Raw genomic sequence first — 6,017 nt, 5'->3', positions numbered from 1 at the left:
CTGGCATTCGCTATTTAGATATTCGAGTACGACATCTTAATGATACATTTGTTATAAATCATGGCCGTGTCCATCAAAATGCACATTTAGGACCAGACGTGTTAGATAAGATAATCGAGTTTTTAAAAGTAAACCCTCATGAAACTATTTTAATGCGATTAAAACAGGAATGTGTTGACAATCCCAGTATAGGTGAGTGTACAGATTCGGGAAATACAAGGACATTCTCAGATACGTTTGAACATGAATATTATAATAACAATCGATACAGTTCCTATTTTTGGAAAGATAATTATAACTCTACCACAACCAGTAGTAACCCACAATTAGGTGAGGTTCGCGGGAAAATCATTGTATTAGAAAACTTTCCTGCATCTAAAACATTTGGCATTTCTTATGAAAATCTAGATACACAGGATTATTTTGATATTGATGATGAGCCACGTGCAATGTATGAAAAATGGACACAGATAAAATCCCATCTTATTAAGGCAAATACAGCCTATGAGCACACCATCTTTTTGAATCATTTAAGTGGAAATGGCGGGTGGAGATTTTTCACAAAAGGTGCTTCACCTTATTTCGTGGCTAGTGGACAATATCATACGACTACTGGTGGGGAACGTATATTACTTACGCCAATGAATGGTAGGAAACCTGTCGACCTTGGGAATGCTTATCCTGATTATCCAAGATTATACAGCCCGGATTATAACATGAATTTTATTTATTATGAAGGGACAAATATTCTTACAACAGAACACATTCAAGAGGGTATTGTTCAGCATACGGGGATCATTGCTGCAGATTTTCCAGGACACAGCTTAATTGACAGTATAATTAAGCTCAATAATTACAATACATACTAAGGTTCTGTTGCAAAGTTGTAGAAAACATAAGCCTGTTTACAAAATATTATTGTAGTTTAAGCAGTTCTAAATAATTGCTGTAATTCTTTGTATGTCGAAAAAGAGAAGTCTGGAATATGACTTCTCTTTTGTTTGTATATAGCATGAATCGTTTCGATTCCTTTCAATGTACGGGAAGCATGGCGAAGACTTTGAAATTCTGCGGATTTAACAAAACGTCTCTTAATATGCCTATGATCTTGTTCGATGAGGTTATTTAGATGCTTAACGGTGCAATGTTTCGTATGCACATAAAAACCGTTATGTTTCAGTTTTTTGAACGCACAAAGTAGAGCAGGAGCCTTGTCTGTTGTGAGAACCGTCGGTTCTCCAAAAGCTTTCACTAATCTTTTCATAAACATATAAGCAGCTTGATGATCTCTTGTTTTACGAAGTTGGATATCCAAGGTATACCCTTCTTGATCAATCGCACGATAAAGATAACGCCATTCTCCCTTGACTTTGATGTAGGTTTCATCTAAATGCCACGCGAAATGTGCTGATTTATTTTTCTTCTTCCAAATTTGATAAATCAAATTACCATATTCATGCACCCAGCGCATGATGGTTGTAGGGTGAACAGAAATCCCTCGCTCTTTCAGGAGTTCAGATACATCGCGAGAACTCAAAGAAAAACGACAATAGTAGCCCACGGATACCAATATAATATCTTTCTTAAACTGTTTTCCTTTAAAGTATCTCATGTATCATTCTCCTCAACACATTTTCCCTACAGCTTAGCTTCATTTGAAAAACTTTGCAACAGAACTCTTTTATTAATGTCCATTATAATGGGGAAACCACAAACAATGTGATTCAGCAAGCTGTACAAAAAGCACCCCTTACCATTCTATCCGCTTTTGCAGAAAAGGAAAGAAATGATATCAAACAAAGACAAGCGGAAGGAATTGCATTAGCAAAGAAAAAAGGAAAACATTTAGGAAGACCGCCTGTACAAATTACAGATCGATTTATTGAGGCCTATCGAGAATGGCAATCTGGAAAAATTACAGCCGTCGGAGCGATGAGAAAATATGATATAAAACGTTCTTCTTTTTATAAACTAGTAAAAGAATATGAAGCACAGGGAAAGACGAAATATACAGCTGAAATTGAATGATATTTAAAAAGAAGACAACCGAGTTTCTTCCTATTATATAAGAAGTGTAACTGACACTGTAGCACACACCTAATATTCTAAATCATGTCTTGCAAAATTTGGCGAAGACGTGATATCTATCAAGTGAATCCCCTTGATAGGTTGGGGTTGCTATAACTCATGTAAAACAGGGAACATCCATATCATGATTTTTAAACAAATGTTTGATTCGCCAGCATTTGCACAAAATAGGTGGATTCGCTATTTATAATGAGGTTCTTTACAGACGAATATTTAGCTATTTTAATGTATCTGATAACTAGAGTTTTTAGATAACTATTTTATGAACAAAGAAGTGAAAGTGGATATATAATAAAAAAAAGGGCTCCTAAATTAGAGTCCTGAGAGGAAAATAAGTGAATCGCAAATACAACAAATGAGTATAAGATTAATCTGTCCAAATAATTAAAAATATATATAACAAAGCAGTTAGCAAAAGCTAACTGCCCAGTAGTAGAAGAGAAAACCTAAGAAGTTGTAGAATACCTTGAATACAAGTACAGGCTATTCACTAACCTATGAATAGTATGAATCAAAATAAAATTTTTATGCAGGTTCACCTTCAAGTAACACAGGCATTTTATTTCAACAGATGAATGTACCACTTGTTAACGGTAGGTGCATAGGATGAGAGTTGTTTCATGCCTTTAACTTGAATTGTAAATCACAAAAAAATACAGATATATTCATTGTCTCTATTTTCTTAATTTTCTTAATTTTCTTCAGGGTATTTCTTCCTGTTTTTCTATAACTTGAGAGAAAGGAGGAATGGTGTCTTCTTCACGTACCTGAAACCAATCGTTTTTTCGTAGATATTGATATTCCCGTTTTGTAATCTTACATTCTTTGTGTAACAGAAAACGATGACCAAATGCATAATAAGATGCACCCTTTATCAAAGTTACGTAATACATACATCAACAGTCCTTTTCATAAAAGCATATGAATAAAACGAAAAGGAAACAAATGTATTGTTTCCTTTCCACTGCAAAGATAGATTGTACAGCCTACCCTCTTTCTATTAGGATAACCGATTGATTGGTTTTTTATACCAATTTTGTATAGAACGCAAGACAATGTTTTTATACACGCCTTGTTTAACTACTCTTTTTATATGACAGACAAAAAGGAGGTTCTTGGATAAGGGCCCCTTTTGGTTACGAAATACTATAAAAAATAGTACCGTTTATTCTACATATAAACCATTACAACAAATACAATTCATATGTTAGAAGATAAAAGTCAATTCATACATCAAGATGGAAAAGAAATCTATTTAGTCGGCCCTATCAAATTACCAATACATTTATATGGGAAGACTAAAGTTTTTCAATGGTATTCTTCTTGTTTGCAATGGAGTGAAGCTACAAATAGTGTAGAAGGAATTATTGAGAAACTTCCATCTATTAATCTAGCTGATATGCAGCAATCCAGTGTACTCGTGTATGGCGATTTTGAGAACGCTGAAGAAGCGCTGATTCGTATGCATAGTATTTGTCACATTGTTGACATTTTTGGTAGTAAACGTTGTGATTGTGGATTCCAATTAAAGCAGTCTTTACAAATGATTACAGAACCAGGAAAAATAATCAATGACAATCCCACGAAACAGATGTAGTTTCGGTGCAAATAACAGTAGTAGGATGGGATTGTAATGTTAGGAGGTGCAAAAAGAAAATTTTCATACAAAAATGGTTATAAAAACCATTTAGTGAAAAAGTATGGTAAAATAGAGGGGACATGTGTATAAAGAATTCGAATCGCTCCTCCATTAAGAGGAAAGATAGCGCATCACAAGAATGACTAATGGATCTAATTCTTGACTATAGGTGACAACTAAAGGATGTGTGAATCTGTATAGCTTTGTTAATTTTCGAAGTATTTTTTGTTTCTTCTTAATTTTCTTTTGTAAATAGGAAATGTAAGATGTAGACATCAATAGTCTCCCGTGTTGTATACAATATGTTATAAAGTATACATACATTTCACCCGAATAAAAACGGTAACAAGAGAGAAGATATTCTATTTGAAAAGGGGCGAAACAGCTTCTGGAGGAATTAGAACAGTATCTGGAAAGAGTTTGAGAATAAGGGGAGGAACGAAGGATGGAGAGAAAATCACAACCTGTTTTAAAGGAAAGAACCAGAAATACCGTATCGATGCAGGAACGGTTATTACAAGAAGTCATACAAAAGAAGAAGGTCATTTCTTTGATTTTAATCAACGGATTTCATATGAAAGGAATAGTAAAAGAATATGATGCATTTTCTATTTTGATAGAATCCGATAACAAAAATCAACTAATTTATAAACATGCGATTTCAACGATTCGCCTCTAACAGAAAAGAGGCATGAATGTAAGGAATCATGCTGCTTTTGAAAAATAGACAGATACATATTTAGTTGTTTACTGATTCTTTTAATTGTTTTCCATCTTTAAAGGCAGTTTCTTTTTTCGCGGGAATGATAAGAGATTCCCTAGTAATTGGATTCCGCCCTTCTCGTGCAGCACGTTCTCGGACCTCGAATGTACCGAATCCAATTAGCTGGACATTGTCACCATTTTGCAGAACTTGTTGAATGGATGCGAATAGGGTATCTATGGCTAGACTTGCTTGTGGTCTTTTTAGTCCTGTTTCGATTGCTACTTTTTGAATTAAATCTGTTTTATTCATTAGACACCTCTTATTGTAATGATTCTTGTTTTAGTATAAGGGGAGAATGAAAACGGTGCAAGATAGTTTGTAAGTGTAACATGTTAGATTATTTGCTAACGAAAAAACGTGTATATGAGAAAATACCCTAAAAAGAATGAGGCGAAAGAAGATGACAAATGTTTTTTATATGGAGCTCAACGATCTTGATCATGAACTCGAACGAAGTGCGGAAATACTGAAGGTATTGGCACATCCTGTCCGCCTACAAATTGCACATCAATTATTAAAGAAAAAGGCTTTAAATGTTACCGAATTACAACAGATTTTAACATTACCGCAATCTACGGTTTCACAACATCTCTATAAAATGAGAAATTACAAAGTGTTATCACATGAACGAAAAGGAACAGAAGTATTTTATCGAGTGGACGATAAACAAGTGAAACAAACGATTCACATGCTGATGGGCTAAACAGATAGCTTTGTGTATCTGCCTATTCATGTACGGATACACAAATAGAACGAGGAGAGGGGGTTCTTCTATGGATGGAAATTCATATTACACGTATATAACAATAAAAGAACTCATTTTTATCCATGCCTATGTGATAGGGGAAAAAATCCCTTCTTCACAGGCATTACAGATTCTAGGACAATTTGATTCTGAAGAAATACCAGGTACAATCAGAGAAACGCGTCGGTATCGTATACAGAATAATGGAGAAGAATTGTTCCAATACTATAAACAGAAACATCCGAAATTATTTGATAAGCAAAGATTATACACGTATGAAGAGTTGAAGCAACGAGCGTTGTATTATTGTTCGTCTCATTTGACGATACACCTCTAATCCATATATTTCATCTGGTTCTGTTGCAAAGTTTAAAAATTAACCAAATTTATGAATGAGTTATACATTTTTATGTATATTATTAATTATTCATTCTGGATAAGTGCATGTTAATTCATATTTTTTTAAGGCATTTAAAACTTTGCAACAGAACCTTATGAAGGTACAAGGTATACGAAATACAAATACAAATACAAAAAAGTCTATTGAGGAAGCCTTTACGTCTCTTCTAAAAAAGAAGGATATTGAAAACATAACTATCAAAAACATAACAGAGAAAGCAAATGTAAACAGATCCACTTTTTATGCTCATTTTGAAGACAAATACCAACTTTTTGAAGGAATGATTTATAGAGCAATAAGAGAGTCTATAAATCATAAGGCAGGTAATTTAACCATTCTTGATAAAAACCATATAGAAGTTTTATTCACTTCTATATAT

9 protein-coding genes and 2 pseudogenes are annotated in these 6,017 nt (G+C 33.8%); 7 read left to right on the top strand and 4 right to left on the bottom strand.

Features of this window, described 5'->3' with window-relative positions; all coding sequences use genetic code 11:
• A partial coding sequence (locus AB3X49_RS16225) for a phosphatidylinositol-specific phospholipase C domain-containing protein (RefSeq protein WP_367963343.1) occupies nucleotides 1–869 on the top strand: 869 nt, incomplete at its 5' end.
• Nucleotides 870–925: 56 nt separating this feature from the next.
• On the opposite strand, the gene AB3X49_RS16220 is transcribed toward AB3X49_RS16225, so the two are convergent.
• A complete protein-coding gene (locus AB3X49_RS16220) occupies nucleotides 926–1,612 on the bottom strand; it encodes an IS6 family transposase (protein ID WP_367963340.1) in 687 nt (228 codons plus the stop codon).
• A 68-nt stretch (nucleotides 1,613–1,680) separates the two neighbouring features.
• Between AB3X49_RS16220 and AB3X49_RS16215 the strand changes: the two are divergent.
• A pseudogene (locus AB3X49_RS16215) lies at nucleotides 1,681–2,028 on the top strand (recombinase family protein); the annotation flags it as partial.
• A gap of 761 nt (nucleotides 2,029–2,789) precedes the next feature.
• Here the strand turns inward: AB3X49_RS16215 and AB3X49_RS16210 are convergent.
• A complete protein-coding gene (locus AB3X49_RS16210; protein WP_367963338.1) occupies nucleotides 2,790–2,981 on the bottom strand; it encodes a YqbF domain-containing protein in 192 nt (63 codons plus the stop codon).
• Between the two features lie 311 nt (nucleotides 2,982–3,292).
• On the opposite strand from AB3X49_RS16210, the pseudogene AB3X49_RS16205 reads away from it, so the two are divergent.
• Nucleotides 3,293–3,649 (top strand): annotated as a pseudogene (locus AB3X49_RS16205) (GTP cyclohydrolase); the annotation flags it as partial.
• A gap of 189 nt (nucleotides 3,650–3,838) precedes the next feature.
• Here AB3X49_RS16205 and AB3X49_RS16200 read toward each other — a convergent pair.
• Nucleotides 3,839–4,003, bottom strand: a complete 165-nt coding sequence (locus AB3X49_RS16200; RefSeq protein ID WP_367963336.1) for a Spo0E family sporulation regulatory protein-aspartic acid phosphatase — start codon at nucleotides 4,001–4,003, stop codon at nucleotides 3,839–3,841.
• Nucleotides 4,004–4,172: 169 nt separating this feature from the next.
• On the opposite strand from AB3X49_RS16200, the gene hfq reads away from it, so the two are divergent.
• Nucleotides 4,173–4,406, top strand: coding sequence for an RNA chaperone Hfq (hfq, locus tag AB3X49_RS16195; protein WP_367963334.1), 234 nt, complete (start codon nucleotides 4,173–4,175; stop codon nucleotides 4,404–4,406).
• A gap of 60 nt (nucleotides 4,407–4,466) precedes the next feature.
• Here the strand turns inward: hfq and AB3X49_RS16190 are convergent, their stop codons facing one another.
• On the bottom strand, nucleotides 4,467–4,742 hold the full coding sequence (locus tag AB3X49_RS16190) for an HU family DNA-binding protein (RefSeq protein ID WP_367963332.1): 276 nt from the start codon (nucleotides 4,740–4,742) through the stop codon (nucleotides 4,467–4,469).
• Between the two features lie 151 nt (nucleotides 4,743–4,893).
• Between AB3X49_RS16190 and AB3X49_RS16185 the strand changes: the two genes are divergently transcribed.
• The 3 genes from AB3X49_RS16185 to AB3X49_RS16175 all read left to right on the top strand — a co-directional run.
• Nucleotides 4,894–5,196, top strand: coding sequence for an ArsR/SmtB family transcription factor (locus AB3X49_RS16185; protein WP_367963330.1), 303 nt, complete (start codon nucleotides 4,894–4,896; stop codon nucleotides 5,194–5,196).
• Nucleotides 5,197–5,266: 70 nt separating this feature from the next.
• Nucleotides 5,267–5,575 (top strand): hypothetical protein, encoded by a 309-nt coding sequence (locus AB3X49_RS16180; protein ID WP_367963328.1) that lies wholly within the window; start codon nucleotides 5,267–5,269, stop codon nucleotides 5,573–5,575.
• A 157-nt stretch (nucleotides 5,576–5,732) separates the two neighbouring features.
• Nucleotides 5,733–6,017, top strand: a 285-nt coding sequence (locus AB3X49_RS16175; RefSeq protein WP_367963326.1) for a TetR/AcrR family transcriptional regulator, incomplete at its 3' end; no start/stop codon positions are given.

This window comes from Bacillus sp. C30, from assembly GCF_040838255.1.
GTDB classification, from domain to species: Bacteria; Bacillota; Bacilli; order Bacillales; family Bacillaceae_G; genus Bacillus_A; species Bacillus_A mycoides.
Note: the sequence above shows the minus strand (reverse complement) of the source record. Positions and strands in the feature narration are given on the sequence as shown.

Bases quoted from the DNA above. Each gene is read 5' to 3' on its own strand.
- AB3X49_RS16220 (WP_367963340.1), bottom strand. From the start codon at position 1,612: ATGAGATACTTTAAAGGAAAACAGTTTAAGAAAGATATTATATTGGTA.
- AB3X49_RS16210 (WP_367963338.1), bottom strand. From the start codon at position 2,981: ATGTATTACGTAACTTTGATAAAGGGTGCATCTTATTATGCATTTGGT.
- AB3X49_RS16200 (WP_367963336.1), bottom strand. From the start codon at position 4,003: ATGTCTACATCTTACATTTCCTATTTACAAAAGAAAATTAAGAAGAAA.
- hfq (WP_367963334.1), top strand. From the start codon at position 4,173: ATGGAGAGAAAATCACAACCTGTTTTAAAGGAAAGAACCAGAAATACC.
- AB3X49_RS16190 (WP_367963332.1), bottom strand. From the start codon at position 4,742: ATGAATAAAACAGATTTAATTCAAAAAGTAGCAATCGAAACAGGACTA.
- AB3X49_RS16185 (WP_367963330.1), top strand. From the start codon at position 4,894: ATGACAAATGTTTTTTATATGGAGCTCAACGATCTTGATCATGAACTC.
- AB3X49_RS16180 (WP_367963328.1), top strand. From the start codon at position 5,267: ATGGATGGAAATTCATATTACACGTATATAACAATAAAAGAACTCATT.